At 59.8% G+C, this 26158-nt stretch carries 26 protein-coding genes; 11 read left to right on the top strand and 15 right to left on the bottom strand.

Translation table 11 applies throughout. The features are described from left to right. Positions 1-236: 236 nt before the first annotated feature. A complete protein-coding gene (locus tag DES53_RS21560) occupies positions 237-677 on the top strand; it encodes a hypothetical protein (protein WP_113960385.1) in 441 nt (146 codons plus the stop codon). Positions 678-742: 65 nt separating this feature from the next. Here the strand turns inward: DES53_RS21560 and DES53_RS21555 are convergent, their stop codons facing one another. Together DES53_RS21555 and DES53_RS21550 are read right to left on the bottom strand one after the other, a co-directional pair. Beyond that, positions 743-1615 (bottom strand): SMI1/KNR4 family protein, encoded by an 873-nt coding sequence (locus DES53_RS21555; protein WP_113960384.1) that lies wholly within the window; start codon positions 1613-1615, stop codon positions 743-745. A 65-nt stretch (positions 1616-1680) separates the two neighbouring features. Further along, entirely contained in the window at positions 1681-2214 is a 534-nt protein-coding gene (locus DES53_RS21550) for a hypothetical protein (protein WP_113960383.1), read from the bottom strand. 167 nt (positions 2215-2381) lie between these two features. Between DES53_RS21550 and DES53_RS21545 the strand changes: the two genes are divergently transcribed. After that, positions 2382-4352, top strand: a complete 1971-nt coding sequence (locus tag DES53_RS21545; protein ID WP_170157286.1) for a glycosyltransferase family 39 protein — start codon at positions 2382-2384, stop codon at positions 4350-4352. 445 nt (positions 4353-4797) lie between these two features. On the opposite strand, the gene DES53_RS21535 is transcribed toward DES53_RS21545, so the two are convergent. Further along, the gene (locus DES53_RS21535; RefSeq protein WP_113960380.1) at positions 4798-5082 is read right to left on the bottom strand and encodes a DUF2934 domain-containing protein; all 285 of its coding nucleotides are present in this window, start codon (positions 5080-5082) and stop codon (positions 4798-4800) included. Positions 5083-5250: 168 nt separating this feature from the next. On the opposite strand from DES53_RS21535, the gene DES53_RS21530 reads away from it, so the two are divergent. Next, positions 5251-5454 (top strand): hypothetical protein, encoded by a 204-nt coding sequence (locus DES53_RS21530; protein WP_147263534.1) that lies wholly within the window; start codon positions 5251-5253, stop codon positions 5452-5454. Positions 5455-5458: 4 nt separating this feature from the next. On the opposite strand, the gene DES53_RS21525 is transcribed toward DES53_RS21530, so the two are convergent. Then, positions 5459-5707 (bottom strand): AraC family transcriptional regulator, encoded by a 249-nt coding sequence (locus tag DES53_RS21525; RefSeq protein WP_113960378.1) that lies wholly within the window; start codon positions 5705-5707, stop codon positions 5459-5461. Positions 5708-6314: 607 nt separating this feature from the next. Between DES53_RS21525 and DES53_RS21515 the strand changes: the two genes are divergently transcribed. Further along, the gene (locus tag DES53_RS21515; RefSeq protein WP_113960376.1) at positions 6315-6524 is read left to right on the top strand and encodes a hypothetical protein; all 210 of its coding nucleotides are present in this window, start codon (positions 6315-6317) and stop codon (positions 6522-6524) included. A gap of 370 nt (positions 6525-6894) precedes the next feature. Here DES53_RS21515 and DES53_RS21510 read toward each other — a convergent pair whose 3' ends face one another. Continuing rightward, positions 6895-7107 carry a hypothetical protein gene (locus DES53_RS21510; protein ID WP_147263533.1) on the bottom strand — a complete coding sequence of 71 codons (213 nt, stop codon included), beginning with the start codon at positions 7105-7107 and terminating at the stop codon, positions 6895-6897. Positions 7108-7285: 178 nt separating this feature from the next. Here DES53_RS21510 and DES53_RS21505 point away from each other — a divergent pair, with 178 nt between their 5' ends. After that, a complete protein-coding gene (locus DES53_RS21505; protein WP_211325634.1) occupies positions 7286-7606 on the top strand; it encodes a DUF3820 family protein in 321 nt (106 codons plus the stop codon). A 123-nt stretch (positions 7607-7729) separates the two neighbouring features. Here DES53_RS21505 and DES53_RS21500 read toward each other — a convergent pair whose 3' ends face one another. From DES53_RS21500 to DES53_RS21480, 5 genes are all read right to left on the bottom strand, one after another. Then, entirely contained in the window at positions 7730-8152 is a 423-nt protein-coding gene (locus DES53_RS21500) for a secondary thiamine-phosphate synthase enzyme YjbQ (RefSeq protein WP_113960374.1), read from the bottom strand. A gap of 51 nt (positions 8153-8203) precedes the next feature. After that, positions 8204-8644 (bottom strand): TfoX/Sxy family protein, encoded by a 441-nt coding sequence (locus DES53_RS21495; protein WP_113960373.1) that lies wholly within the window; start codon positions 8642-8644, stop codon positions 8204-8206. Positions 8645-8674: 30 nt separating this feature from the next. After that, entirely contained in the window at positions 8675-9190 is a 516-nt protein-coding gene (locus DES53_RS21490; protein ID WP_113960372.1) for a MogA/MoaB family molybdenum cofactor biosynthesis protein, read from the bottom strand. A 15-nt stretch (positions 9191-9205) separates the two neighbouring features. After that, positions 9206-9664 (bottom strand): cyclic pyranopterin monophosphate synthase MoaC, encoded by a 459-nt coding sequence (gene moaC, locus DES53_RS21485; RefSeq protein ID WP_113960371.1) that lies wholly within the window; start codon positions 9662-9664, stop codon positions 9206-9208. Between the two features lie 112 nt (positions 9665-9776). Then, positions 9777-10247 (bottom strand): hypothetical protein, encoded by a 471-nt coding sequence (locus DES53_RS21480; protein ID WP_147263532.1) that lies wholly within the window; start codon positions 10245-10247, stop codon positions 9777-9779. 224 nt (positions 10248-10471) lie between these two features. Between DES53_RS21480 and DES53_RS21475 the strand changes: the two genes are divergently transcribed. Next, positions 10472-10915 (top strand): hypothetical protein, encoded by a 444-nt coding sequence (locus DES53_RS21475; RefSeq protein ID WP_113960369.1) that lies wholly within the window; start codon positions 10472-10474, stop codon positions 10913-10915. A gap of 366 nt (positions 10916-11281) precedes the next feature. On the opposite strand, the gene DES53_RS21470 is transcribed toward DES53_RS21475, so the two are convergent. Together DES53_RS21470 and cimA are read right to left on the bottom strand one after the other, a co-directional pair. Further along, the gene (locus DES53_RS21470) at positions 11282-13159 is read right to left on the bottom strand and encodes a bifunctional lysophospholipid acyltransferase family protein/GNAT family N-acetyltransferase (RefSeq protein WP_113960368.1); all 1878 of its coding nucleotides are present in this window, start codon (positions 13157-13159) and stop codon (positions 11282-11284) included. Between the two features lie 166 nt (positions 13160-13325). Further along, entirely contained in the window at positions 13326-14912 is a 1587-nt protein-coding gene (gene cimA / locus DES53_RS21465; protein ID WP_113960367.1) for a citramalate synthase, read from the bottom strand. Positions 14913-15347: 435 nt separating this feature from the next. On the opposite strand from cimA, the gene DES53_RS21460 reads away from it, so the two are divergent. Further along, positions 15348-17036 (top strand): CocE/NonD family hydrolase, encoded by a 1689-nt coding sequence (locus DES53_RS21460; protein WP_245958228.1) that lies wholly within the window; start codon positions 15348-15350, stop codon positions 17034-17036. Between the two features lie 252 nt (positions 17037-17288). On the opposite strand, the gene DES53_RS21455 is transcribed toward DES53_RS21460, so the two are convergent. Continuing rightward, complete coding sequence (locus tag DES53_RS21455; protein ID WP_113960366.1) at positions 17289-18368, bottom strand: substrate-binding domain-containing protein; 1080 nt, start codon at positions 18366-18368, stop codon at positions 17289-17291. Positions 18369-18547: 179 nt separating this feature from the next. Further along, positions 18548-19654: a DNA alkylation repair protein gene (locus DES53_RS21450; RefSeq protein WP_113960365.1), complete on the bottom strand. Its 1107-nt coding sequence runs from the start codon at positions 19652-19654 to the stop codon at positions 18548-18550. Between the two features lie 190 nt (positions 19655-19844). Between DES53_RS21450 and DES53_RS21445 the strand changes: the two genes are divergently transcribed. Genes DES53_RS21445 through DES53_RS21435 form a run of 3 tightly spaced genes read left to right on the top strand, consistent with a single transcriptional unit; the run spans position 19845 to position 23298 of the window. Continuing rightward, complete coding sequence (locus DES53_RS21445; protein WP_170157285.1) at positions 19845-20228, top strand: BlaI/MecI/CopY family transcriptional regulator; 384 nt, start codon at positions 19845-19847, stop codon at positions 20226-20228. Between the two features lies 1 nt (position 20229). Further along, positions 20230-22803 (top strand): M56 family metallopeptidase, encoded by a 2574-nt coding sequence (locus DES53_RS21440; RefSeq protein WP_170157284.1) that lies wholly within the window; start codon positions 20230-20232, stop codon positions 22801-22803. 45 nt (positions 22804-22848) lie between these two features. After that, a complete protein-coding gene (locus DES53_RS21435; protein ID WP_113960362.1) occupies positions 22849-23298 on the top strand; it encodes a dual specificity protein phosphatase family protein in 450 nt (149 codons plus the stop codon). Positions 23299-23300: 2 nt separating this feature from the next. Here DES53_RS21435 and DES53_RS21430 read toward each other — a convergent pair whose 3' ends face one another. After that, on the bottom strand, positions 23301-23897 hold the full coding sequence (locus DES53_RS21430) for a hypothetical protein (RefSeq protein WP_147263531.1): 597 nt from the start codon (positions 23895-23897) through the stop codon (positions 23301-23303). Between the two features lie 165 nt (positions 23898-24062). On the opposite strand from DES53_RS21430, the gene DES53_RS21425 reads away from it, so the two are divergent. Beyond that, the gene (locus DES53_RS21425) at positions 24063-26153 is read left to right on the top strand and encodes an FAD-dependent oxidoreductase (RefSeq protein WP_113960360.1); all 2091 of its coding nucleotides are present in this window, start codon (positions 24063-24065) and stop codon (positions 26151-26153) included. The last annotated feature ends 5 nt before the right edge of the window (positions 26154-26158 follow it).

Raw genomic sequence — 26158 nt, 5'->3', positions numbered from 1 at the left:
AGTAACCAGTGTTCAGAAACTGACCCACACTTACTGCTTACTGCTTACTGCTTGCTGCTTGCTGCTTACTGCTTGCTGCTTGCTGCTTACTGCTTACTGCTTACTGCTTACTGCTTACTGCTTACTGCTTACTGCTTACTGCTTACTGCTTACTGCTTACTGCTTACTGCTTACTGCTTACTGCTTACTGCTTACTGCTTACTGCTTACTGCTTACTGACTACTGACTCCCCTCCCGTGCCCCACACCCTCCGCATCACCCTTCTCTGGCTTTGCACCGCGCTCTTCCTCGCGCGCGTGATGGGTCAGATCCTGGTGGGCGTGTACCACACACCACTGCTTCCCGAGTGGAAGGAATGGTACTCGGGACTGCTCCCCTATCCTTGGTTGCTGCTGTCGCAGTTATTGCTGCTCATGTTCATGACCGTGGTGAACGTGGACACCGCACGGCGCAGTGGGCGGTTCCATGTGGTGAGCACCACCGCGCGCGGCTGGCTGAAGCTCTTTGCCGCGCTCTACGCGGGCTCCATGGTGGTTCGCTATGCGTACCGCATGGTCACCATGCCGGAGGAGCGCTGGTTCGGCGGCACCATCCCCATCTGGTTTCACTTCGTGCTCGCCGCATGGGTATGGCTGGTGGGGATGCGGTCCCCTTCATCGACCAGCGAGAAGCATTGAACTTCCTCGCGGCAACTCGATGAATTGCTGCACCTCAAGCTCTCCATGCTTGAGGTGCTTCTTCTCTACTCGTACTCCGCTTTTTTCCAGCCAAGAAACACGGAGAGCTGCGGCGCAATCTCCTCAACGACCTCGCCGGAGTGATCGGTATAGTGTGTGTAGACGGGAGGATCCTCGCCACCCGGGCGCAGCCAGTACTCGCCACTGTCGGCGTTGGCGAAGCAGAGCATGACCTCGCCGGTGGCTGGACTTTTGCGCAGGGCACTCCGATCCGGTGGGACGAGATCGATCACGTGGAACCAGGCCACGCGATGGGGGCGGAGTGTCCATGATTTTTCCCGCCACTCGCTGCCGGGCTGCATCATGGCCTTGTAAGCGACGGGCAGGGTACAACCGAGCTGCTGCTCCAGGGAGGCGAAGTCAAGCTGCTCCCAGGCGCGCTCCAAGGACTCCGCTGCGGCGAGGTCCTTGTCCTCGGAAGTCACGGCTTTCGTGGACAGAGCCACGCGCATGATTCCCAACCCGAGAAACCTCACACCCACGCAGGTCAGCAGAATGATCACGCCTGCCACCATTTGTTTCGCCCCCTGCGTTTCCACCATCTTGGAGGCGGCGTGGTAGGCATTGTCCGCTGCCAATATCAGGATCCCCATGCCTCCGATCAACATCCAGAAGCTGACGAAGAGCCGCCATACCAGACTCCCCATTCCCTTGTCGCGCCGCCAGTTCAGATAGTGGATGACTTTGTACCCATAGATCATCGCGATGAAGGGACCACCCAGCGACAGGTAGATCATGATCGCGGGAATGATGATGACCCATGGTCCCTCCTTCGCATTCACCTTGTCGCCCGACATCGTGAGCACGAGCGCTCCTGCGAACCACAGCAGTGCGATGAGCCCGCATCCCCGCATGGACTTGCGTCCCTCGCGATGCATTTCCTCCACCGCAGCGTAGGCAGACCTTGCTGCGGTGCTTCCGTTGGACGACGCTGACTCGCTGCCTATTCCCACTTTCCTGTCTTCACGAAGCGGAGGACGCGCTCTTTATCTCCACGCGCGGCCCACACCACACGCAGGAAATCGGCCGGGTGAATCTTGTGCTTCTCAAGGAAGGCACGATCGCCGCCGCAGCCGAACATGGTATCATTGTCCATTTCACCGCGCAGCTTGGCCTCGGCCTTCGCGATGATGCGGGGCAGCCAGGGGATGCCGTCCATCTCCTCAGGCTTGGGAGGCAGCGCGCTCATGGGCACGATCTTCGTGCTGTGCACCCCCTTCTGCTCCACGAGGAAATAATCCCGGCGCACCGCTGCCACCAGCAGGGCGGTCTCAGGCGTGGGCTCATCACCTTCCGCCGTGCAGCAATCCTCCACGTAGTCGAAAATCTCCCGCGGCTTTGCCCCGATGGAGCTCAGGTAGGCAAGGTCTTCCTCATCGAACCATGCCGCGAAGTCCTTGTTGTCATCTTCATACTCATCACAGCAGCTCACGAAAAGTTCGCCAAACTGCGAGGCCCAGTGGAAGGAATTGGACATGGGAAAGGGAAAGTAGGGGGTGAAGAGGGTTTGCCTGGTTTTTGAGAATGCCTACGCAGCCCACCGAGAATGTGGTTGCGTCTGACATGGAAAACGCATGATAGGGACATCCGCCAAAGCGTCAAACGACCATCTCCGCGCCCGCCTTCCTCCTGCCACACATGTCCATGACCGACTCCGCCCCTCCGCCCGCTCGTGCAAGCCTCTGGCAGCGCCAGCGTGGTCGCTTTGGCACATCGGGGCTGGTGCTTCTTGGAGTGATGCTTGCCTTGCTGCTCGGCTGCGTGATCTACGCTGCGGAAGGAGAGAAGCCCTGGGGCCGTAGTGTGCAACGCCGTATCGCGAAGCAGGAGAAACTGAAGCCCCAGGAGTACGCCATCATCGGTACCTGGTGGGCTGCGGTGGTGAATGCCGGGGTGCTGGCGCTCCTCCTCGGCACCGCAGGAAAGTGGATGCCCCATCCATCTTCGGCGGCTTCAGCCTCGCGCTCACTTTCCCTTGCAAAGACAGAGTCAGAGACACCCGCCCAACCACCGTCCTCGTCCTCAAGTCAAGCGCCACCGGACTTCGCCAGGGGGAAGCTCCGCCTTCTCACGTTCATCCTGCTCGGCGTCGCGCTGGTGCTCGGTGCATGGGAGCGCTGGCCGCGCCTGCATCACAGCCTGTGGAATGATGAAGAGTACGCCGTGCGTCGGTTCTCCCACGGCGCCTGGGAACAGCAGAAGGATGGTGTGTGGAAGTTCGAGCCCGTCACGTGGGTGGATACCCTCTTCGAAAGCCGCAACGGAAACAATCATGTGGCGAACTCACTCTCCATGCGCTGGAGCCTCGACGCGTGGCGCGCCATCACCGGTGCCCCGCGTGAGGCCTTCACCGAATATGTCACACGTCTTCCTTCCTACGTCGCCTCCATCCTCACACTCCTGATGATCTTCCTGTTGGGGAAGGAACTCGGCTCACCGCTGGCCGGGCTCGTGGGCGCCTGGTTGCTGGCGCTGCACCCGTGGCACATCCGCTATGCGGCGGAGGCGCGCGGCTATGCGATGATGATGTGCTTCCTCTGCCTGAGTTTGTACGGTCTTCTCGTCGCGCTGCGCACGGGCCAGCTACGCTGGTGGCTGCTTTTCGCCGTGGGTGAGGCGCTGTATCTCCTGAGCTTCCCCGGAGCGCTCATGGTGGCTGCCATGGTGAATCTCCTCGCCCTCATCGAGCTGGTGCGCCGCCGCGGGTGGGAGAAGATTGGCACGCTGATTGCCATGAACCTGCTGGGTGCGGTCATCGTGCTGCAGCTCATGCTGCCGAACATCCCACAAATCCTCATCTTCCTGAAGGAACCGCAACCCAGCTATGTGACGGATGTGTGGCAGTGGTACCGCGATCTCGGCTCGGTGATGGTATCAGGCTGGCCGTACGAGAACTTCTTTCCCGATGCGCATCGCGGCACAGACTGGCTGCACGAGCAGGGTGAGTATTTCTTCTCACCGGGAGTCGCGCCCTTCATGTTCCTGCTGCTTGGCGGAGCAGCGTTGATCGTGGCCTGTGTGCAGAGTGCGGGCACGCGCATCGTGATTGTGGCCCCGGTGCTGGCGGGCGCCCTCACGTGCCTCATGAACGTACGGCCCGGCACACCGATGACGGTGTGGTACCTCATCTTCCTGCTCATCCCCGCCGTGCTCGCCCTGCCGCTGCTCATGGAGGAGGCAGCACGTCTGGTGCAGTGGCGCTGGGCCAGCACCGTGCTCATGGTGTGGGTCGTCTTCCGCTTTGGCACGGCCGCAGCGCATTCACGTGATCTGGTGCGGAATGTGGATCGCCAGCCGGTGCGCCAGACCATCGCCCTCATCCGTGAGCAAGCTCCCAACGCGATGACAGGCACCTTCGGCGTAAGCGACCGGCAGAGCGCCATCTACGATCCACGCGTGCGGATTCTGTACAATGTGGCGGATCTCGATGGCATCATTGCAGATAGCAAACGCACCGGCCTCCCCCTGTACCTCTACCACTGCAGCGACCAGCAAATCCCGCAGCGGGTAAAGGACCTCTACATGCGCGTCACGAAGTCGGGAGAATTCGATCGCATAGCCGAGTTGCCGGGCTCTGAGGAGCTTTTCAGCTATCGGGTATATCGCATGAAGTGAGGAGGAGAAGCAGGCGGTCAAGTCACACCAACGGCCGTTTCTCAAGCGCGCGGCCGCTCACCCTCGCTCGCCATCGTCTTCCTCCTGTCTCGCCCCCGACTCAGGCGGAGTCCCCTTGAACATGTCACCCTGGACGGGAAGCTCTGTCTCTTCCACGGCCTTCACTGTGGAGGGAAGGTACTCAGCCAGCAATTGCCCGGCACGATAAAACCGGACGGAGGAAGCGTCCTGGATGCAAGAATCCGCTTCAATGTAAGTGGGACCAAAAGAGTGAAGAACAACTCGAAATACCTTCATGTGCGGGCCGCACAGACTTTTGCATGAGTCTCTGCTTCGTCCACGCAATTCAAAACTTTTTTCCTTCAACTTGTTATTGCATTCTGCATGATTCACCCTGTCAGGGTGTAGGACACCATCCGTTCGGGGTGCGGAAGCTGCAGCCTGCTCAGCCCAGAGCTTCAGGCATCGCCTGCTTCCGCGCTGCGTCCTCCCATGCGGGCTCGGGTTGCTTCTCCGCCTGGAGCTCGCCTTCCGCCATGAACCAGAAATCCAGGTCACGCCCACTGGGTTCCCCGGCGATCTGCCAGAGCTCATAGGCCCGGACGGCAATCTCCATCTCCATGGACGAATGGCGTTGTGCCCTGCTATCGCCAGTGATGTTGATGTTGTCTTCCATGCGATCTCCTTTGGAAGGGAAATCGCCGCCGCCGCTTTCGCAGGATGGCAGCATGCCACCGCGGACGTTTTTTATTTGGCGCGAAGAACCACCTTGCGTGTGCTGCCGCTTCGCCCAACGCAACTGTGCAAAAGCTGCATCATAGGTGACTATTTAGTGAAAAGACCAAGAAGCGGGTCGTAGCGATGCCACGGAGGTGCTTTATTTGAGGCAGTGTCTTTCGTGGATCCCGAATCAGCGGAAACTCTCGCGTTGCTCCCCCAAGTGATTGCGATGGTGGAACTGCAGCTTTCCGAGCATCGGGCTCGGAAGGACCGGTCCCTGACCTGGGCTCTGGAGGAGGCCCGCCTGGTGGATCGCCTGGTGGCGGCCCGCACAGAGTTGCTCCACACCGCCGAGGACAAGCACCGGGAGGAAAGAGGCTAGGCTGCTAGATGGCAGCAATCAGCCACGGACGTGCCATGCCACGTGTGCGCCTGCTCTCCCACTCATGACGGGCGTACTCGGCCATCGACACTCCGTGGCAGAGGTGGAAGGCGCGCTCCAGATGCAAAGGGGTCATCTCGGCAATCGCGCACAGCGCCGCCACATCCACCGGTAATGAGGGCTCGGCGCAAATTGCCTTGGTCACCCGTCGCACGGCTTCCTGATAGAACGCCCATGCCGATGCTGATGCCATGGCGATGGCCGGTGAAGCTGAAGTAGACGAAGTGGTTGCTTCTTGGGAAAGGGAATCTGAAAGTGATCTTGCCATCCTTCTCGGTGCTTGGAATTGGATTTCGTTCTTGGCAGACTGTCAGCGCATCGAGGGAGACCTGCTCCCGGTGCGGACATTCATTGGCGCGGGTTGCGGACTCACTTGAGCGCAAGGATTGCGGTAGCCTTCCCTTGAGCACGAGTTCACGCCAGCCGTATGGACCGTGACAGGGGGCGCGACGCTGGCCATGCGCCCAGCTTCCACCGCCCTGCGTTGTATGCGTGAAAACCCTCTGCCCGCCATCAGTCTGCTGCTCGTCTGTAAGTATGGTTGCGTCCATTGGACGCAGGAGGGCTTGATTTCTTCATCGCGGGGGAAAGGTGACTCGCATTTAGGGAGCGGTCTAGGAATGATTCCTATATAGGACTAAAGTCCTATTAGAACGGCTCTTGAAAGAACTCTTGGCTGCATCCCTCAATCGTGCAACCTGCCTCTTCTGAATAGGTTCCTAATAATTACACTTTCGTGCAAATTCCAAACATCCATTCATGCATCCTGCCACGAATCCGGTGCCATTCGGGACTGATCCATGGAGCCTACGCCGGAAAACCTGAAGGCCTTTGGGCACGCCCGGTGGCGGGTGAAGTTCACCGCGCATCTGATCACCTTGCATGAAGGCGTGGGAGGCCGGGGCTCGCCCGACTGGGAGCTGGAACATGCCGAGCATGTCAATCGCCACCGCCTGGCTGAGGAAAGCCTGGCCGCTTTCCCCGCTGAGTGGGCAGAGCTCTACCCATGAAAAGTTCGCCTTCTACACAACCGCAGAAGTGAGCACCTGCGATGATCCGCGATTGCCGCTCCGGATGTCATGCACCCCCACATCCACGCCTTGGATAACCTCGAGCATGCGCACTGGAAGGTGAACTTCATCCGCCACCTCCTGCAGGCGCACTTGGTATCACCATGGAAAGGCACCCGTGAATGGCAGGAGCAGCACGCAGACTTCCTTCACCGCCTGGCTGCCGCGGAAGATGAACTGTCCATCTGCAGAAAGGCACTCGCCGTCCTGGAGAAGATCGTTGAGGGGCCCCGAGGATCTGAAACAGACCATGCTGAGGTCCGCCCGCCACGGTCACCGGCGCGCCTGCAGCCCGGAAACGAACCCGTGACTAGGCCCGACTCTCCCTGAACAACGGAGACGTGCTGAAAAGCTGCCCCTGCGGAGCAATGCCGGTTTCCTCCACACTCTTCACCGCAGACGCCAGATACTCTGCGGTGACATGACCTGCGCGATAAAATCGCACTGAAGTGCCCTGCTCATAAGTATCGGCTTCGACGAATGTGGAACCGAAGGAATTTAGAATCACGCGAAAGACCTTCATGAGCTGGCAAAGGTCCTTCCACATTCTGATTCGTCCAGAGAAATGAAACAGTTTCTCCTCACCGTTGTTATTGCATCCTGCACGAGGACGCTGACAGTTCGCGCAGGATGCATGCTTTGGTGGGTGCGCTGGCGGGGATTCGTGCCACACTCATTTGTACTCCAACCTGAGCCTTCCTTTGAACTCTGATGAACTTGCCGCCCGCATGGCGGAGGATATGGCCGCCATCGAGCGGATGCGCATGCCCTTTGGCAAATTCGGTCCCCAGCATTTTCCCCCGCATGGTGTGCCCATCTTTGATCTTCCGGCGGAGTACCTCGCCTGGTTCAACCAGAAAGGCTTTCCCAAAGGCCGGCTGGGGGAACTGCTCAAGATTGTGTATCAAATGAAAGTGGACGGGAGCGACCTTGCCTTCGACCCCATGCGCAAGCGCAACGGCGGAAGGACCATGCTGCGCGCGGAGCGCAAGAGAGAGTGGACGGCACCGGATGCGGAGTGAGTGAAAAAAGTAGCTTCAGCTTTAGCTGAATCAGTGGCGAATGGCATTGCCATCACAATCCGGCTGGAACCATTGCTCCAACCGGGGCCGCAAGCCTGCATCGCCCTTCGGCCGAATCCGAATCTATTTTTCCCCCACCACGCTCACCACGACGCTACGCGTATGCGGCGCACGGCGGTGCTCGAAGAGATAGATGCCCTGCCACGTGCCCAAGGTCATGCGACCTCGCATCACCGGAATCACTTCGCTGGTACGCGTAAGCACCATGCGGATGTGGCTGGGCATGTCATCCGGTCCTTCACAGGTGTGCACGAACCACGGAGTATTCTCCGGCACGAGGCGCTCGAAGAATTCATGCAGGTCCGTCCGCGCAGATGGATCGGCATTCTCATAGATCACCAGGCTGCAGCTCGTGTGCTGCACAAATACCGTGACCGTTCCCGTCTTGATGCCAGAAGCCTGCACGATGCGCTCCACCTGCGAGGTGATTTCATAGGTCCCCTTCCCTCGTGTGGTGAGGCTGAACTGATCCGCGTGGGCTGGCATGGCAGTGATGATGACAAATTCCGAAGTTCTATCTCCTCTCTCCCGACTGGCTCATTTCTTCCGTGCCGCCTTCTTTGCTGCCGCCTTCTTTTTAGTCTTCGGTTTTGGCGTTTCCTTCACGGCTGCCTTTCCTTCCGCCTTCACCTTCGGTGCATTCTTCTTTTTTGACTTCGGCTTCGCGTTTCGCAATGACGCCTCCACCCCGAGCAGTGCCCAGGGCTTCATCTTCATGGGACTGGAGAGGGCACTCTCCGGCGGCTCCCAATAGCTCATCACGGTCTCGTTGCCGTCCTTGTCCACAAACTTGAAGGGCTCGCAGCCGGCATCAATGAAGATCTGCCGGTTCTCCTCATCAGTTTTGAGGAAGAGCCGGCCGTAGGCTTCCAAGGCAAACATGATGCCATTCTTGTAGAAGCCCGTGCCGCCGAACATCCGGCGCGGGATGACTTCGCCCACGGAGGCGAGCAGGTCGAGCATGTCATCTGACGTCATGGCATCACTCCTCTCTTCGTCGTTGAATACTCAACAGCTCGTGGGCTCCTTGCGCGCCACCTTCACGGTATGCGGAATGGCGCCGAGCACAAAGCCGAGGCATTCCACCGCACCGCTCGGCTTGCCAGGCAGGGCGAGCACGAGGGACTGCCGCACGATGGCGCCGAGGCAGCGGCTGAGGATGGCATTCGGCGTGATCTCCAGCGACTTCATCCGCATGAGCTCACCAAACCCGGGAATCTCCACGCGCATGATGCCACGGATGGCCTCCGGCGTGACATCGCGGTCGGCAATGCCGGTGCCACCCGTGGTGAGAATGAGTCCACAACCCTGGGCTGCAAAGGAAAGCACCGCCTGCTGAATCGCAACCACATCATCCGGCACGAGTGCCTCTGCCTCCACACTCCAGCCTTGCTCCATGCTCGCCTTTCTCAACGCGGGCCCGCCGTGATCCTCATACACGCCGGCACTGGCGCGGTCCGAGACGGTGATGATGCCGACCGTGATCGTGGCGGCGGCGGTGGGAGCGGGAGCGGGTGTGGACATGGAGGTGCGTCAGAGTCAGCCTTTCTCGGCCAACTCCTTCGTCTTGCTCACCAGATGCACCCCGTCAAGCCGCATTGCCTTGTCCACGCCCTTGCACATGTCATAGATGGTCAGCAGGGATACGGTGACTGCGGAGAGCGCCTCCATCTCGACTCCGGTCTGGCAGATGGTCTTCGCCGTGGCGGTGGCGGTGATGCCCTCGGGATTCAACACGAAGTCCACGCCCACCTTGCTGAGCGGGATCTGGTGGCACAGCGGAATGAGATGCTGGGTGAGCTTCGCCGCCTGGATGCCGGCGATGCGGGCCACGGCCAGCACATCCCCCTTCTGAATCTGATTCTCCCGGATCAATTCCAGGGTCGCGGGCTGCAGCTTGATGTGACCGGTGGCCACCGCTTCACGACGCGAGACTGGCTTGGCCGAGATGTCCACCATCGCGGCTTCTCCGTTGGCATTGGTATGGGTGAGTAGCATGGCAGCAAAAAAGTTCAGGGTTCAGTCCTAGAGAGGCGTCAGATTTACGCCAGACAAAAACACGGTGCCTTCGCTGGAATCGCCAACGGCAAGCCCAGTGGTCTGGCCAATCTTACCCGTCAGCCACTCTTTCGCCCTGCGACAATTTCGCCGCCCGGCGCACGGCCTCGATCTTGTCGAATTCCTCTTTCGAAATCCCGTGCACCCAACACACCGCGGGCCAAAAGCGGAACAACTTCAGTCCAACCATGTTCCATCTGAATTTTACCTCCACCACTTCATTCCAAGGAATGGAAACAATCAGCTTTTCTCTGAGGTAAACATCCACATGTGTGGGTGAGACCTGCCAGAGGTATGTTTTCCGTTTCGGGTCCGCCCACATCAGGAGACCAGCCGCCAGGTAAGCGATCGGAAAGATGAAAACTTCCATCAGGAGCACGACTTCCACGATGATCCGAGGCAGACGCCCAGTACTGAAGTATATGACTGGAAGCAGCCCGAGGAAAATCCCCGACAAGCACGCCACCAGCCACCAGTAGGCGCTCCAGAAAGTCAGATTAGGGTTTTTGGATTCGATGCGCATAAGACACACGCCCGGGCACCACTCTACTCTTCCGCACCCGCCGCGCCAGCGAATCAGGACGCAATCGGATGCTCGGTGGCCAAGGTAGCTCCGGGTGAGCAACCGGGAGCTATTGCCGATTTCGTTGAAGGTGTGCTACTAGTAGGGATACAGGGACATCACCGGACCTTTGATTCAACATCTGGAAACCGTCCGCCGTCCAAACTTCAAAGTTTATTTCCGCCATGAAATCACTGCCTGCTCTGTTTGCTGCGGCTGCCTGTTTGTTGCTGGCCAGTTGCGCGTCGCCAATCGCGAAGCGCATTGAGCGCAATCCGGACATCTACAACAAGTTGAGCGAGCGTCACAAGAGCCTCGTCTCGCGCGGTGAGGTTGAAGAAGGCATGAGCAAGCAGGCTGTTTTCATTGCATGGGGACGCCCGGACCGTGCCTTCCGCGGCTCGCGCAATGGGCGCGCCATGGAGCAGTGGTCCTACCTCGCCTATGATGCCGTGCCTGGTGGGTGGTATGGTCCAGGATGGGGCTATGGCGGGTGGTATGGAGCGCGCGGTGGGTACGGCTATTGCTACGATCCCTTCTACTCGTACCAGCCGATGGTGAACTACGTGCCGTATGAACGAGCCAAGGTGGAATTCTCCAATTCCAAGGTGACGGCGTGGACGAGGTGATTTGAGGTGCGGAAAGCGAAGCCTCGACATCTCCATAGATCACGAGGACGCAGCAAAATTGGAGTGCTGGAGCTTGCTCCAGCTTTCCGCAGGGAGTTTGCTGCCGTGAAGCCAGACCTGAGGTGGCCACCCCTCGGCGTGTGCCAAGTCGTGAGTGGCTTCACGCAGAGCAAGCTCCAGCACTCCAAAAAGTTTGCTCGATGCGCAACGTGGCAATACAGAGCTTCCACGTGCCTGCCAAAGCGGTGCTCCGCGACAAGGTAGCACGGGACGCGATCACTCAACACATCGAGTGCCTATCCAGTCACGAGACATCTGACGACAAGGCGGACCGCGCTCGCACACCACTCTCGCCTCGATAATGAATCACGCCCGATCCGCCACTGACGCAGCACCATCCTCAGCCCCGGCACCACCTTTCACATCAATGCCGTGATGCTTCAGATACGTGGCGCAGGCTTCCTCTCCCATATACTTCCCGAGCAGTCGGGGATCGGTTTCCGTGATATTCACGAGGATGAGGCCGTCCAGGCAGGAGGAGAAGTCCTTGTCCACATTGAAGCTCAGCAGCGTGCCATTGAGCCTCAGGTAGTGCTTCAACAATGTGGGAATGCCTTTGCCGTCTTCCTCCAGACTTGAGATGAGCGCGGAGAAGTCATCCACATTGCCGAGCTCCGCGGAGATGAACTCGCGCAGCAGCTTGCGGTTCTTTCCATAGCGGAAAGGTTTCCGCGGCTTCACCAGGGTGGCGAGGTCCGGATGCAAATTGTTATCACTCAGGAACTCCACCATGAGCTTCCGCGAGAGGCCCTGGTATTCACCACTGATGCTCACCGGTCCGTAGAGCTTCTTGTAGTGCGGGTAGCGCGTCACCCACGTGAGCACGCCCTTCCAAAGGAGCGGCAGCGCGGCAATGCTGCGCTGATAGTTCGGCGCGATGAAGCTGCGCCCCATCTCCAGCGCATCATCCAGGTGCTGCAGGAAGGGTTTCTGGAACTTGAAGAGTGTGCTGGTGTAGAGCCCTTTTCTTCCATAGCGGCGCATGATCACGTCCGCACGTCCCAGTCGATACGCTCCGGCCACGCGACGTTCCTTTTCGTCCCACAGAAAGACGTGCAGGTAGTGATCATCAAAGCGATCCAGGTCGATCTCTTCACCCGTCCCCTCGCCCACGGCGCGGAAGGTGACCTCGCGCAGGCGGCCAATCTCCCGGAGCAGCACGGGAATCTCCGCTGCGGATCCGACAAAGACACTCAGGTTTCCCTGGCTGGCGAGATGACTGCCCTGGGCACGCAAGGCTTCCACTTCACGCTCAAACGCCTCCTGCTGGCTCTCTGCCTGGGAAGAAGCGACCACCGGCTTCACGTCCCGTGCTTCCACCACCTCCTCTGCCTCCTTGTGACGCCCCTCGGGCTTCCCACGCTGGCTCATGATGAAGGTATGCAGACGCAGATAGCGGGTGAGGCTCTCGTCGTCCTCGAACTTCTTCAGCCGGGAGAAGGGAATGGGCTGCCCCACCTTCACCTGCACGGGCTCCTTGCAGCGCTGGAAGAGCTCACGGAAAATCAACCCCGTGCGCATCAGCGGATGCAGCATGCCGGCAGCGTGGAACAGAGGACTGTTGTGCCCTTCGAAATACACAGGCAGCACCGTCGCCTTCGTACGGCGTACGAGCGCGCCCACATGAGAGCTCCAGGGGCTCTCCTCGATGCCGCGGCCCATCTTGTAGTGCGCGACCTCCCCACTGGGGAAGATGGCCAGTGTGCCGCCCTGCCGGAGGAAGCGCAGGGCCTCCTTCATGGGGGCAAGATTGCGCTGGGCGCTGTTCTCCCCATCAAAGGGATCCACAGCGATGATCCACGGACGCATCTCCTCCATCGTACCGAGGAGGTAGTTTGTCATGAACCGCACGTACGGGCGGTACGCAGACACGAGGTCCGCGAGGATCACAGGGTCCAGAATGCCGAAGGGATGGTTCGACACCACGATGAGCGGCCCCTCGGCGGGAAAGGTGAAATTCGCAGGCCAGTCGACCTCGTAGCGAGCACCGAGTTCCTTCAATCCTGAAGAGAACCAGGCACGGGAAGAGGGATAGTCCGGATGGTTGACGTAAGCGCGGCGCGTGCGCTCGTACAAATCATTGAAGCTCCGAATCGCCAGACCGCGCTCCACGAGAGGAGCAGCGAGTTTGTAGAGATTGCGCTGGAGTGGCTGCTGGATGCGGGAGGAAAGGTCAATCACCATGGCGCGTGCGGGCGTTGGTGGCGACTGGCGGCTTTCCGTTCAAAGGAGCCATGTAGGCTGCTCTAAAGGAAACGCCCGAGTCGTGGGGAGGGTGGAGCCTCGCTCCTGCCCTCCCATTGTCAAGATGGCGAAGGCATCCTTTCTGACACCTTCGCCTTCCTTGACCTTACGCACCACGAGGCTGTTTTTTCCGCAGGAGGTAGAACTCAAGGCTCTCCCGCAGAGCCTCCCAGCTCGCGTCGATGATGTTGAAATCCACACCCACTGTACCCCAGCTGTCCACGCCATCGGTACTCTCGATGAGCACACGCGTCTTGGCAGCGGTACCGGACTTGCTGTCCAGGATGCGCACCTTGAAGTCGCACAGGGACACCTTGGCCAGCTCGGGATGTGCGGTGGCCAGGGCCTTGCGCAGGGCCTGGTCCAGCGCATTCACGGGACCATCACCTTCCTCCACCGTGTAGATGCGCTCGTTGTTGAGCTCGATCTTCACCGTGGCTTCGCAAGTGTCCAGGCCACGCTCGCCATGCTGGCGGTGTGTGGTGTGATACTCCAGCAGCTTGAAGCTGGGCTGGTAGAGGCCAAGCTCGCGGCGCAGCAGCAGCTCAAAGGAGGCGTCTGCGGCCTCGTACTCATAGCCGTCATTCTCACGCTGTTTGATCTGGTCCAGGATGCGGCGGGACTCTTCACCACGCTTAAGGTCAAAGCCCATCTCCTGGGCCTTGCGCAGGATGTTGTCCTGGCCGGACATGTCACTCACGAGCACCACCTGGCGATTGCCCACGGCGGTGGGCTGGATGTGCTCATAGCTGCGCGCCAGCTTCTGCACGGCATTCACGTGCGTGCCGCCCTTGTGCGAGAAGGCGGTGCTGCCCACGAAGGGCGCGCGATTGAAGTGCGGCAGGTTCGCCACATCATCCACGAACTTCGAGAGCGCCGTGAGCTTGGTGAGATCCGGCACGATGCCTTCATAGCCCATCTTCAGGGCGAGGTTCGGCACCACGGTGGTGAGGTTGCAGTTTCCCGTGCGTTCACCATAGCCATTCATCGTGCCCTGCACCTGCACGGCACCAGCGCGGATGGAGGCAAGCGCATTCGCCACGCCGAGACCACCGTCATCATGTGAGTGGATGCCGATTTTCGCCCCGGGGAAACGGGCCTGCACCTTCCTCGTGATTTCTTCCACCTCATGCGGGAGGCTGCCACCGTTCGTCTCGCAAAGCACCAGGAAATCCGCGCCACCTTCCAGCGCGGCGGCCAGGGTGGAGAGGGCGTACTCAGGCTCGTCCTTGAAGCCATCGAAGAAATGCTCGGCGTCATAGATGACCTCGCGCCCGGCTTCCTTGCAGAAGCGCACCGTATCGCGGATCATGGCGCGGTTCTCCTCGGGCGTGGTACGCAGGACTTCCGTCACGTGCAGCAGCCAGCTCTTTCCGTAGAAGGTGACGACCGGCGTGCCGGCATCGATGAGCATCTTCACCTGCGGATCGTCTTCCACCGCAAGGTTCGCGCGACGGGTGCTGCCGAAGGCGGCGATCTTCGCGTTCTTGAACTTCTGGGTCTTTGCCAGCTCGAAGAACTCCATGTCCTTCGGATTGGAGCCCGGCCAGCCGCCCTCGATGTAGTGCATGCCGAACGCGTCCAGTTCGTGGGCGATGCGGAGTTTGTCGTGCGCGCTGAAGTTGACGCCCTCGCCCTGCGTGCCGTCACGGAGGGTGGTGTCATAAAGGGAAACTGCGGGTGACTTTGACATGTGATGCAATGAAAAAAGTTTGGCTCAAGGGGTGCGGCGGAAACCGCGGAATCAGTTGACGGTGAGCTGTCCCGGGGTGTCGTGGGGCCTTTGCTTACAGGCCGCCTGTGGAGGCGGGAAAGGCAGTGCCACGAGGCACGCGGAGGGGCAGCAAAGCTGAAAGGGGCTTCCAATGCAAGCGCACAAAACTTCTGTCTGGCGCGACGGAAGCCCTACCTAATTCGAATGAGCCGGATGCTGACGGCAACGGGATGCATGAGCCGGAGAGTCTAGCGCGCAGTTGCATGCGTGCAAATGGTTTTACGTTCACCAGGGACCGTCGGATGAAAAGCCCAGTCCCAGCGACAATCTGAAGGAAAATCCTGCGGATGAACCCGTTCTGAGAGGATGCCCCGCCTCTGCCTCCTCGCATTTTGGTACAGTCTGTTCACCGCCTTGGCTCTGCCCTCTCCTGCCAGCGCCGCTTCCAAGCCTCTCCCCAAGCTCGATGTCCCGGGAGTTCGCGAGGAACAGGTGATGCTCCCCATGCGGGACGGCGTGAAGCTCTCCGCGTACCTCTATTTCCCGGAGACCCCCGCGCAGGAAAAGCTGCCCGCCCTCTTTGAGCAACGCTACGCGGAAATCACTGGCCTGGGCACACGGAAAGCAGCAGCGACGCTGGCGGCGAAGGGCTTCGTGGTGGCCATGGTGAACTACCGTGGCACCCATGAGAGCGAAGGCACCTGGGTGGGCTATCGTGCCACGCAGTGGGGTCAGCAGCGCGATGGCTGGGATGTGTGTGAGTGGCTGGCAGCACAACCCTGGTGCACGGGAAAGGTCGGCACCTTTGGCAGCTCGCAGGGTGGCTATGTGCAGAACTACCTCGCCGTCACCCAGCCTCCCCACCTCGTGGCCCAGTACATGGTGGACACGGGATTGAGCCTCTTCCACGAAGGCTACCGCCTCGGCGGCGCGACTCGCCCGGAACGCTACAAGGCCATGGGCAAGGTCGCACGAAACTACGCCGACCATGAGGCTCTGCTCAAGACGTGGGACCGCCACCCGGACTACGATGGCTACTGGAAATCGGAGGACTGCAAACCCTACTTCGCCAAGATGAACGTGCCCTGCTTCACCATCGGGAGCTGGTATGACTTCATGATTCAGGGCAGCATTATGAGCTTTCAGGGAAGACAAAAACTCGGCGGTCCCCAGTCGCGCGACAACCAGTGGCTCCTGCTTGGTCCCTGGCTGCATGGCCGCCTGAACAAGGGCAGCAAGGTGGGTGAACTCATCTATCCCGAAAACGCCACCTGGCCCGAACTGGAACACATGACACGGTGGTTCAACCACTGGCTCAAGGGCGAGGCCAACGGCATCGACAAAGAACCGAAGGTGCGCTGGTACGTGATGGGCGCCACGGGTGAAGACAGCGCTCCCGGCAATGTGTGGAGCGAAGCCGCTGACTGGCCGCCGAAGCTGAAGGACACACGCTTCTTCTTGAATGCCGATGGTGTGCTGAGCACACGACGCACAGGCGCAAAGGGTTCACGCACCAGCTATGCGAGTGACCCACGCAAGCCCATGAACATTCCCGGCACGTCCTTCCCCGGCGCGAAGGACGCACGCTCCTTTGAGCAACAAGCCGAAGTGCGCACCTGGACCACCGAACCGCTTGCCGTGCCCATGGAGTGGACCGGCGAAGTGAAAGCGGAGCTCTACATCTCCTCCACGGCAGCCGATACCGACTTCATCGTGCGCGTGAGCGATGTATATCCGGACGGACGCAGCATCCTGCTCATGGATTACCCCATGCGCGCGAGATATCGCGACGGCTTCGACAAGCAACGCCTCCTCACGCCGACGAATGCCGAGGCGCTCGCCACGCGGAATGATCCTCGCTCGGATGAAATCGCGAAGCTCAACATGCATGTCGGCTGGACGAGCATCATCTTCAACAAAGGCCACCGCATCCGCGTGACCATTGCCAGCACGGGAGCGCCCTTGTATGAGCCAAACAACCAGACCGGGGGGCGACAGACGCTGGATTGGATGAAGGATACGCAGAGTGCGATCAATACCATCTGGCATGATGCACAGAGATCTTCGTGCGTGCGCGTGCCGTTGAGGGTGGTGGGAAAGTGAGAGGAACAGAGCTACCCAGCGCGTTGCCAGAGGCCCAAGGATCGGGAACGCCTCGTTCCCGTCAGCAGGTGACGTCCCTTAGAGACGTTGACTACTTCAAGGCTCTTCTATTGTGCCGGACGAGTGCTCGGCAGCTCCTCTCCATAGACCTATTCACGCTGGGAACGAGGCGTTCCCACTCCTTGGGCCTATGCCATGTCAGGGACGAAAAGGGGCTCAGTCGTAGGAGACACTCACTGCATTCATTTCACCCTACACCGACTCCCGCCTCGTAAACGTCGGCATCACGCGTACATTCCCCTCGCGCACCACCCCGTCCTGCACCAGTCCCACCACCATCCGGTGCACCCGCTTCGCGAAAGCCGCCGGACTCACCGCATAGCGGGCCACGCGCGGTTCGGTACTGTCCAGGTACGTATCATCGTCACGACAAACGAGTGCCATGTCCTGTGGAATGCGCACCCCGCGCCTCAACAGATGCGTGAGCACCGTGAGTGCTGCCGCAGAACGCGCCACCAGCAGCGCCGTGGGTCGCGGCTTCTCGGCCAGCATGTCATCCAGCTTTGCACACAGACCGGCATTTGTCCCATCGTGCCGACAGATGGTGCCGCTCACACCACGCTGGGCGAAGGACTCAAGCCCTTCCAGGAATCCACGCTCGCTTTCGATGTCACCACCCAACTGCTCTCTACGGATCAAAAGCGCAATACGCTTGTGCCGTCTGCCCGCAAACAATCCCACCGCATGACGGCATGCTGCACGATAGTCACGATCCACTGCTGACAAGTCCGTGCCGGGGAAGGATGAACCCACCACCACACAGGGTGTATCATGTTCTGAGAACCATCGCTGCATCGCCTCCGTGGCTTGGTACAGCACCCACGCAGCCGCAGGCGTCCCTGCAATGAGCGACTCCAACGCCCGCGCCGGATTCTTCCTGCCAAAACCCGCACGCCCCACCACCACTTGCAGGAGGTGCCCCTCATTCGCAAGCTGCCCGCGCAGCTCATCCACCCACAGCATCACAAAGGGCGGCATGGCATGCAGAGGCTCCGGACTCAGCAGACCGACTGTGAGCGTAACCGGTGACTTCGCCGGAGGCTTGGTGAGCACCTTCGTGCGGCAACCGTGCGCCACCTCCACCAGCTTCTCCCTCTGCAGCACCTCCATCGCCGCGCGCAGCGTGGGCCGGCTGATCTGCCACTGGGTGCACAGCACGCGCTCTCCGGGGAGATGTCCACGCCACAGCCCGGACTGGATGCCCTGCCGCAACACCCTCACCGTCTCTGCCACCAAAGACGAACGCTGCGGACGGATGGGCTGGCCCTTCATGCCGCGCACTGAAGCGGATGAGACACACGCTGGTCAAGGGATTTTACCAGCAGCACGGGAAGAAGTGAGCACTCGATTTCAACACGGAGACACAAAGCCACTGAGTTTTTTATTAAGTCTCTGTGCCTCCGTGGCTTTATGTCTCTGTGTTGAAATCCAAGACGACCTCTCGCCCACGGTCACCTCACCAGCACAAACTCCCCGCTCCCCATCACCTCGCCATTCACCATCACATCCACTAAGTGCTTTCCGGGATGATGATCACGCGTGGTAAAATCCACAAACCGCTGGGTCTTCGCCAGTGTCAGCACCGCTCCCGGCTCCAGGGTGCACTCCTTCCACTTGAAAACCTTGGCCGAAGTCGCCCCCGATTTCTTCACGTAGTGGATGGCGTAGTCGATGACAAGCCTCTGCGCCTTCTTCGCCTTCGATTGCAGATGCAGGGACATCGTCAGCCGCTCACCCAGTTTCACCTTCTGCGGCGACAGTGAAAACTCCACCACCTTCACCTCCGCCTTCTCCCCTGCCCCGATGACGGCCAGCGCGCGTTTATCCCCTTTCTTTATCAAGGTGCGCAAAGCACGCTTGGCAATCCAAGCCGTGTGCTCATGCTCCATGGGCCACTCAGCGAGAAGATCCAGTACCCAGTCAGGATGGTCCTTGGTGATGTCATTCAAGTGATTCGCCACGGACTTGCGCACGTACAGGCTCGGGTCCGCTTTGAGATTCGAGAGGATGGGCAGCACCGGCGACGGATCCTTGATGAGTGCATCCAGCCGGAAGGACCAGGGCAATCGCGGGCGGCACCCTTCGCTGGCGAGGCGGCGCACATGCTCGTCTTTGTCACGTGACCACCCGTGCATGACCTTGAGCGTGCGCTTCAGGTCCTGCCGCAAAAACGGACGAATCGCGAACTCCGCAGAGCCGAAAGGGGTGAAGAACTTCAGCGCCTCCATGGATGGCTCAAAGTGTTCCAACCCGTACTGGCTCACATAGTCCGGCAGCACCAACGTGACGAAATTGTGATCGATGCGCGGCGCCACGTTGCGCAGAATGCCGAGCGTCTTCTCATAGTCAGACGGCAACGTGGCATGCAACCCCTCCGTCATGCGCCGCAGACGCTGCATGAGATTCAGCGGCTCCAGCCCGGGCAATGTGGCTGCAAGGAAGGCCTTCGCATCGAACTTGGGATGCACCGCCACGACATCCGCCGCCATCGTACGAAAGCGGGCTTCATTGAACCACTCCTTCAGCGCAGGCGCAGCGGGCTCCTCGTTTTCAGCCATATCCGCTGCCTAGCACGGACAGCGCCTTGATGAAAGCAAATAGAGGGCTTCCAGGTACACGTTAAAATTTTAACGAAAGTGTTGACCTGCACGCCCGCTTTACGTTAAAAAAATAACGCAAAGATTTTGTCCGAGCCACGTCATGCACATCGGAAGCCACGCCTGCGCGCCTTCCCAGCCCCATCCTGCCATGCCTGATCCCACCGAACTTTCCCGTCGTGAACGCCAGATCATGGATGCCATTTACGCCATGGGCGAAGCGACCGTCCTCCAAATCCAGCAGGGCCTGCCGGACCCGCCCACCTCCATGGCCGTGCGCCGCATGCTGCACATCCTGGAGGAAAAGGGCCACCTGAAGCGCCGTCAGGAAGGTCGCGAAGTGATCTACGCACCCCGCGAAGCGAAGGGTAAGGCGGGCACGAGCGCACTTCGTCGTGTACTGGATACCTTCTTCGGCGGGTCCCTGGAGGAGGCGCTTGCGGCCCATCTCCATTCGCGGAAGGACGCCGTCAGCGCGGACGAACGGAAACGGCTTCTCAAGCTCATCGAACAAACCAGACATGAGGGACGCTGAGATGCCCATTCATACCACCATCGCTTCTTTGCTGGACGAAACGATCCCGTCGGTGTTGTGGGAGGCCCTGCTGAAAGGGACTGCTCTTATCCTGCTCGCAGGCGCAGCGACCCTCTTGATGCGCCATTGTTCCGCAGCGCTGCGTCATCTGGTCTGGTTGCTCACACTTGCCGCTTTTGTTCTTCTTCCCTTCGGAGCAGCAACATTTCCTGCGTGGCGCATTCTCCCAACGTGGTCGGCACCGGACGCGCGCCCGATGGCAATAGCCACCACCACCACGGCAGCGGCACCCCTCCAGGTCCATCATACTTCAAGCGAACTCCCCGCAGTCCCAGTCCTCACAGCATCGGACACATCAATCCTCACGGCGCCGGAAATCACTGGAGCGGCAGAAGGGCTCCCCGTCTCTGCCTCACCTTCGCGCCCGCTGCCGTGGCTCGGTCTCGCCTGGTTCGCAGGCATGGCTTTGCTGACCCTGCGTCTTGTGGCATCGCATCTCCTGCTCAGTCGGACAGCACGCCGTGCTCTCCGCATCACCACCGGCCCCATCGCCAATTCCGTCCAGCGAGCTGCAACCCAACTGAAGCTCCAAGCGCCACCAAGAGTCTTCCTCGATTCGCAGGATCGCATTCCCATGGTATGGGGCATCTGGCACCCCAAGCTGCTGCTTCCCGCCCAAGCCGCCTCATGGGATGACGAACGACTCGATGCTGTGCTCCTTCACGAACTCGCTCATGTGCGACGTCGCGACATGGGGACCCTCTGTTTTGCACAGGTGGTCTGTGCGTTCTTCTGGTTTCATCCTCTTGTCTGGCTCGCCGCATGGCGCCTGCGCATGGAGAGCGAGCAGGCCTCCGACGATCTCGTGATTCAGAGTGGCATGCGTTCGTCCACCTATGCGGAGCATCTCCTTCACCTCGCCACACATCTTGCCACGCCGCGCAGCATGCATGCGAGTGGACTGGCCATGGCCCGTCCCTCCCAACTGGAGACGCGCCTCCACGCCATCCTTGAGTCGCGTACGAATCGCCGTCGCGTCAGTCTCCGTCACGCCATCCTGACAGGCGTCTTCACGCTCACGCTTCTCATCCCCCTCTCGATGCTGCAGGCCGCAGAGCAGAAGGACACCGCGCCCACAGCCCAACCTCAGTCCACGCCTCCTGCCCCTGCCAGGGATCCTGCCAGCATCTACAGCTCCGATCCCGAGAAACCCTGGACTACACGCGGGCATGTGACTGAGTGGCCCTCGGGCAGACCTCTGGAGGGCGTTGAGATCTGGGTGCACGCAGGCATGGGCTCACTCTTCCGCACCGGCGTGGCCACCACGGATAAGGACGGACATTACAAGGTCACCTTCGGACGAGGCGTCATGATGCCTGTGGATACTCCCAATCTCCAGGTGGTGAACATCACCGCGCACAAGCCTGGATGGTACGAGATCAACCTCAACAAACATGGCGCCGGTGCAGGTGCCTTGCGCGCGGTCACCGAAGCAGATCTGGAATCCTATGGCGTCACCGCAGACAGGCTGTTGCTGCCGGACAAGCCTCGCACGGTGAACTTCGAGATGAGGCGTGCGACGAAGCTGCGGGTCACCTTGAAAGGCACTGGCTCCTTTCCCAATCTGCCTCCTCAGGCCTATCGGGTAAAAGACACGGAAAAACCCATCGCCGGACACACCGTGCTGAAAGACGCTCCTCTTGCCAAATGGAAGGTGTGGCTCACGGGAAAAAACCTTCCTCCCGGCAGCGGTGTGCTGGCGAGCGCTGAAACCGACGAGCAAGGTGAAGCCGTCTTCGAGGATGTACCCGTCGGTATGGCCTGGAAGGTTCAAGTGGATACCCACATGGAGCACAAGGAGCCGGTATCGCAGGACTTTATCCTCGGCGATGACAAGGAGCACCATCTGGAACTGCTCCTCAGCGAAGACCAAAAAGACCTGTCTCTTACAAGTCCGGAGAAACCCACCGGAACCACCATACAAGGTACCCTGACCTTTGGCCAAGGGCAGCCTTTTTCAGAAACGGCCGGATTCTTCCAAGGCGAGAAAGGACCGAAGGAAGCAGAAGGACGCCTGCTCCAGGCGATACGCCGTCAGGAACTGGTGTTGGCAAGTCCACGTAGCCAGGACGTCCTCAAGCGACTGCAACTGGAACTCGCCGTCATCCACGCCTACGAGGCCAGCCTCCCTGCGATCAAGAATGGCAACTACCACGAGATTAGCAAAGCTGCCTCCGCACTCAGCGCGCATCGCAGCAATCTGATGAAACTTCGCCAATACAAGTTGGAGCACAAGAAACTCACGCCAGCAGAACGCGGCATCATGGATGCGGAAGCCGAAATCGAGCGCACCCAGAGGGAAAGTGATGACCTCGCCTTGCCTGCCGCGATGGTACGTATGGCTGAGGCTGACCTCGCCCATGTGAAAGAACTGGAATCCAAAGGACAGGCCACGCCACGCCAGACTGAAATCGCCACACTGAATGTCGAGCTAACCCGCGCCCAATGGGAGCAAAAGGATCAAGCCCGCATGAATGCCATTCTGGAACAGCTCAAGAAGCTGCAGGGAAAGTAGGCTCTTCCCACAAAGTCATGTGAAAACGGAGAGACAGCGTGTAACATGGCCTTTCTCGAAAACCGGCCCATGGTCAGCTTCATCACGCCCGACGTTGCGATTGGAACCTATCTGGATGCTGAAGACAAGGCCGTGATTGCAGGGCAGGGCTTCCGCTCCATCCTGTGCCTCAATGGTCACCTCTACGGCTGCGAGCCAGCGGCATGTGGAGTGGAGGCCTTGAAGGTGTACGATTTCATCGATGGTCCGGGAAATGATCCATGGCTGGTGCGGCAGGCGGTGCTCACGCTGGAAAAGTTTGTGAAACAATCGCCGAAGGTGCTGGTGCATTGCCGCGCGGGAAGGAGCCGCTCGGTGGTGATTGTGGCCGCCTGGATGATGCGTACTGCCAAGCTCTCTCCCGAGGATGCTCTCGCGTTCATCGCAAAGCAGCGTGAAATCGCCCTGACACCGGGCATTGAAGACCTGCTGTACGAGGAGGATTGGGAGAAGTAGTGCTACTTTTTTCTCTGCTTGCTGAAGACTCGGGTCACTGCGCGAAATAGCTTGGTCCACCACGGTAGCCGCTGCGGAAACTCCGCGAGCTCCTGTGCTCCTCCCGGAAGCCCCTCCGACTCCGCCTGCAAATGACGGGCCATTCTTCCTTCCAAGTGCGGAAACTCAGCCAGGTCCTCGGCACTTCCTGGCCGCCCTTCTGACTTCGCCTGCAGATGACGAGCCATTCTCCCTTCCGACGTATCCACACCGGAATCGAGGAACATCTGAATGATCCGCTGATACTCAGGCCGCTTCAACACCTTTGGGGAATACAACTGCAATGTCTCCATCGCCATGATGAGACTCATCCCATCGCATTCCTCGGCATTGGCGCAAAAGTCCCGGATGACGTCTTGGGCCAGCTGGCGATGCAGCGGCAGGCCATCATTGAGAATCAGGGCCGCAGCGACGACTTTGCCTTCACTGGAGGTTGTAAGACTCGAATAGATCAACTCCCGACTCCCTACAGAGTACTGGAACTTTTCTCCATAGCACTCAGAACGGAGCTGAAAGAGCTTCAGCTGGAGACTGTCCTTGTTCAGGGGCAAAAATTTCACCGTAGCCAACCCTCCGCGTCACGAGAGCAAAGATCAACAGCAGATGGGACTCGGCAATCCCCTGTCACGACCGCCCACCATTTTCCCTGTCCAAGATTCCCCGGGCTGGACTTCTCTCCCAGTTCCCACCAGACTTTCGATTCTGCCGGACCTATTTCCCTCGACATGAAACGTCTCCTCCTCACTACCCTCCTGGCCGCCGCCTTGCTCACTCCCGCCCAAGCGGAAGAGCATGATGTGGTGATCTATGGCGGCACCTGCGCGGCTGTGATCGCCGCGGTGCAGGCCAAGAAAATGGGCAAGACTGCCATCATCGTCTCGCCCGACAAACATCTCGGCGGCCTCTCCAGTGGCGGCCTCGGCTTCACGGACACCGGTAACAAGGCGGTCATCGGCGGTCTCTCCCGCGACTTCTACCACCGCATCTGGCTGCACTATGACAAGGCTGAATCCTGGAAGCAGCAGAAGAAGTCCGAGTACGGCAACAAGGGCCAGGGTACACCGGCCATGGACGGCGCCGAGCGCACCATGTGGATCTTCGAGCCCAGCGCAGCGGAGAAGGTCTTCGAAGACTACGTGAAGGAGTTCAACATCCCGGTGAAGCGCGATGAGTGGCTGGATCGTGAGAAGGGTGTGAAGAAAGAAGGTGGACGCATCACCTCCATCACCACGCTGAGCGGCAAGACCTACAGCGGGAAGATGTTCATCGATGCCACCTATGAGGGCGACCTCATGGCTGCCGCGAAGGTGGACTACCACGTCGGCCGCGAAGCGAACAGCGCGTACGGCGAAAAATGGAATGGCGTGCAGGTGGGCATCCTCCACCACCGCCACCACTTCGGCGCCGTGAAGAAGCCCATCAGCGCGTATGTGGTGCCCGGCGACCCGAAGAGCGGCGTGCTGCCTCGCGTGAGCGCAGAGCCCGTGGGTGAGTACGGTGCTGGCGACAAGCGCGTGCAGGCCTACTGCTTCCGCATGTGCCTGACCGACCATGAAGAGAATCGCATCCCCTTCCCCAAGCCGGAAAAGTATGACGCAAAGCAATACGAACTGCTGCTTCGCGTGTTCGACGCCGGCTGGCGCGAGACGTTCGGCAAGTTCGACCCCATTCCGAATCACAAGACGGACACGAACAACCACGGCCCCTTCAGCACGGATAACATCGGCTTCAACTACGACTACCCCGATGCCTCCTACGAGCGCCGCAAGGAAATCATTGAAGAGCACAAGACCTATCAACAGGGCTGGCTGTGGTTCATCGCCAATGATCCCCGCGTGCCGAAGGATGTGCAGGATGAAATGAAGAAGTGGGGCCTGCCCAAGGACGAGTACACTGACAATGGCAACTGGTCCCCGCAGCTCTACATCCGCGAAGCGCGCCGCATGATTGGCAACTACGTGATGACGGAACTGGAACTCACCAAGCAGCGCCCCACCCCGGAGTCCGTCGGCATGGGCAGCTATACCATCGACTCGCACAATGTGCAGCGCTACATCACCCCGGAAGGGTATGTGCAGAACGAGGGTGATATCGGCGTGAGCACGAAGGGTCCGTATGAAATCGCCTACGGTTCCCTCGTGCCGAAGAAGGGCCAGGCAGACAATCTCTTCGTGCCCGTGTGCGTCTCCAGCACGCACATCGCCTTCGGCAGCATCCGCATGGAGCCGGTCTTCATGATTCTGGCCCAGAGCGCCGCCACCGCCGCCGTGATGGCCATCGACAGCAACATCCCTGTGCAGGATGTGCCCTATGAAAAACTCAAGGAACGCCTGCTCAAGGACGGCCAGGTGCTGCACTACAGCGGCCCCACCTCCAGCAAGGGCAAGGACGCCGGCAAGCTCGAAGGCGTGGTCATTGATGACCAGAGGGCAAGGACAACGGGTGAATGGGAAGAGAGCGGCGCGGCCAAGGTCTTCGTGGAAAACGGCTACCAGCACGATGGCAACGACAAGTCCAAGACGGTGACCGCCGTCTTCGAAGCCATCATCCCCAAGCCCGGCAAGTACGAGGTACGCTTCGCCTATCCCCCGAACAACAACCGCGCCTCCGCCGTGCCCGTGGAAATCGAGCATTCGGGTGGCGTGGAGAAGGTGACCGTGGACCAGCGCAAAACGCCATCCGTCGATGGGCTGTTCGTCTCGCTTGGCACTTTTGAGTTTGCCGCAGGCAAGCCTTCCACCGTGACCATTTCCAACAAGGGCACACAAGGCTTTGTGGTGATCGATGCTGTGCAGTGGGTGCCAGTGGAGAAGTGAGTGCG

Source organism: Roseimicrobium gellanilyticum (genome assembly GCF_003315205.1).
Classification (GTDB): Bacteria; Verrucomicrobiota; Verrucomicrobiia; order Verrucomicrobiales; family Verrucomicrobiaceae; genus Roseimicrobium; species Roseimicrobium gellanilyticum.
The sequence above is the reverse complement of the archived record's forward strand: the minus strand, read 5'-3'. Positions and strand labels throughout refer to the sequence as shown.

Coding starts and splice junctions, on each gene's coding strand:
- DES53_RS21515 (WP_113960376.1), top strand. CDS start 6,315: ATGGAGCCTACGCCGGAAAACCTGAAGGCCTTTGGGCACGCCCGGTGG.
- DES53_RS21455 (WP_113960366.1), bottom strand. CDS start 18,368: ATGAAGGGCCAGCCCATCCGTCCGCAGCGTTCGTCTTTGGTGGCAGAG.
- DES53_RS21495 (WP_113960373.1), bottom strand. CDS start 8,644: ATGACGTCAGATGACATGCTCGACCTGCTCGCCTCCGTGGGCGAAGTC.
- DES53_RS21490 (WP_113960372.1), bottom strand. CDS start 9,190: ATGTCCACACCCGCTCCCGCTCCCACCGCCGCCGCCACGATCACGGTC.
- DES53_RS21435 (WP_113960362.1), top strand. CDS start 22,849: ATGGCCTTTCTCGAAAACCGGCCCATGGTCAGCTTCATCACGCCCGAC.
- DES53_RS21550 (WP_113960383.1), bottom strand. CDS start 2,214: ATGTCCAATTCCTTCCACTGGGCCTCGCAGTTTGGCGAACTTTTCGTG.
- DES53_RS21475 (WP_113960369.1), top strand. CDS start 10,472: ATGAAATCACTGCCTGCTCTGTTTGCTGCGGCTGCCTGTTTGTTGCTG.
- DES53_RS21525 (WP_113960378.1), bottom strand. CDS start 5,707: ATGGCATCAGCATCGGCATGGGCGTTCTATCAGGAAGCCGTGCGACGG.
- DES53_RS21500 (WP_113960374.1), bottom strand. CDS start 8,152: ATGCCAGCCCACGCGGATCAGTTCAGCCTCACCACACGAGGGAAGGGG.
- DES53_RS21440 (WP_170157284.1), top strand. CDS start 20,230: ATGCCCATTCATACCACCATCGCTTCTTTGCTGGACGAAACGATCCCG.
- cimA (WP_113960367.1), bottom strand. CDS start 14,912: ATGTCAAAGTCACCCGCAGTTTCCCTTTATGACACCACCCTCCGTGAC.
- DES53_RS21555 (WP_113960384.1), bottom strand. CDS start 1,615: ATGCATCGCGAGGGACGCAAGTCCATGCGGGGATGCGGGCTCATCGCA.
- DES53_RS21425 (WP_113960360.1), top strand. CDS start 24,063: ATGAAACGTCTCCTCCTCACTACCCTCCTGGCCGCCGCCTTGCTCACT.
- moaC (WP_113960371.1), bottom strand. CDS start 9,664: ATGCTACTCACCCATACCAATGCCAACGGAGAAGCCGCGATGGTGGAC.
- DES53_RS21450 (WP_113960365.1), bottom strand. CDS start 19,654: ATGGCTGAAAACGAGGAGCCCGCTGCGCCTGCGCTGAAGGAGTGGTTC.
- DES53_RS21510 (WP_147263533.1), bottom strand. CDS start 7,107: ATGAAGGTCTTTCGCGTGATTCTAAATTCCTTCGGTTCCACATTCGTC.
- DES53_RS21535 (WP_113960380.1), bottom strand. CDS start 5,082: ATGCTGCCATCCTGCGAAAGCGGCGGCGGCGATTTCCCTTCCAAAGGA.
- DES53_RS21445 (WP_170157285.1), top strand. CDS start 19,845: ATGCCTGATCCCACCGAACTTTCCCGTCGTGAACGCCAGATCATGGAT.
- DES53_RS21470 (WP_113960368.1), bottom strand. CDS start 13,159: ATGGTGATTGACCTTTCCTCCCGCATCCAGCAGCCACTCCAGCGCAAT.
- DES53_RS21545 (WP_170157286.1), top strand. CDS start 2,382: ATGACCGACTCCGCCCCTCCGCCCGCTCGTGCAAGCCTCTGGCAGCGC.
- DES53_RS21480 (WP_147263532.1), bottom strand. CDS start 10,247: ATGCGCATCGAATCCAAAAACCCTAATCTGACTTTCTGGAGCGCCTAC.